Source organism: Aetokthonos hydrillicola CCALA 1050 (genome assembly GCF_017591665.1).
In the GTDB taxonomy this organism is placed as follows: Bacteria; Cyanobacteriota; Cyanobacteriia; order Cyanobacteriales; family Nostocaceae; genus Aetokthonos; species Aetokthonos hydrillicola.
Window position 1 is genome coordinate 1 of the sequence record NZ_JAAKGC010000407.1, and the last position, 1,307, is coordinate 1,307.

1 protein-coding gene is annotated in these 1,307 nt (G+C 43.8%); it reads right to left on the reverse strand.

Annotated elements, in window-relative coordinates:
- Positions 1-75: 75 nt before the first annotated feature.
- A partial coding sequence (locus G4P69_RS38375) for an efflux RND transporter permease subunit (protein WP_208355249.1) occupies positions 76-1,307 on the reverse strand: 1,232 nt, incomplete at its 5' end.

Genomic DNA, 1,307 nt, shown 5'->3' on the forward strand with positions numbered 1-1,307 from the left:
AAGGGGAGGTTAGGAGGGGTAAAAATAATGTGCAGCTTCACAGAAAATTGGTATTACAGCCCAGAGTATTGTTGCTCAATGTTTTCGGCTAGCTTCCGGTTTTGTTGATTTACCTGAACCACTATGTGCGTACTCTTGCTCAGAGGAGGATGATGGAGGAGGTGTTGAGCCATCACCTCGCTTTGATTTATCTCCGCCGAGAAACCGTACTTCTAGAGTCTTAATAACGACGTAGAGTACTGGTAAAATCACCAAACTCAAAATAGTCGCAACCAATAGTCCACCAAAAACAGCCGTCCCTAGAGAGTGACGAGCGTTTGCGCCAGCACCACTCGCAATTACTAGAGGGAAGAAACCAACAAGTGCAGCGATCGCAGTCATCAAAATTGGTCGAAAGCGTTCTTCTGAAGCAGTTAGGGCTGCATCTACAATCGACTTACCCTCTTCCATCGCTAAGTTAGCAAACTCAACAATAAGAATAGCGTTCTTACTAGCAAGTCCAATCAGCATCACTAGCGCAATATTACAGTAAACATCATTTGCCAAGGTAGGTTCTACAAAACGCCGTAGAGCTACAGCACCGAGAGCACCTAGTATTGCTAATGGTACTGTCAGCAAGATAATAGTCGGGTCAATATAACTTTCATACTGAGCAGCCAGCACCAAAAAGACTATCACAATACTGAACAAAAAGATCAATGAACCCAGACTTCCCGAAGCTACTTGCTCTCGGCTCAAATCTGACCACTCAAATTTGATGCCTGGTAACGCAGATTGTTGATAAGCTTTTTGAATAGCATCTAGTGCTTGTCCACTACTGTAATTCGATGATTGAGCACCTTGAAGCAAAATGGATCGATATCCATTAAAGTGAGAAATTACCGCAGGGCCTGTGTATGGTTTGATAGTGATCAACTGATCTAGCGAGACTATATTGTTGCTAGTATTGTTACTATTTGTAGTGCTAGTACTCCTGGTTGTCGTGCTACTATTACCACCGCTACTGGAAGAACGGACATAAAGTTGTTTAAGCGCCTCCGGATTATTGCGATACTGTGCGTCCAGTACCGCATAAACTTGATAGTAACGCGGTCCCAAAACAAACTGAGTCACGTAAGATGAACCGAAACTTGTGCTAATCGTATTCAGGACATCATTAAAGTTAACATTGAGAGCATTCAGCCGATCCCGGTTGATATCAATTTCATACTGTGGTGTATCTGCGGTGAATTGAGTGTACGCGCCACGCGGAGGTGCAAAAACACCAGTTTGGTTTGCCTTTTGCAGAATTGCCTGAGCGTTAGCAG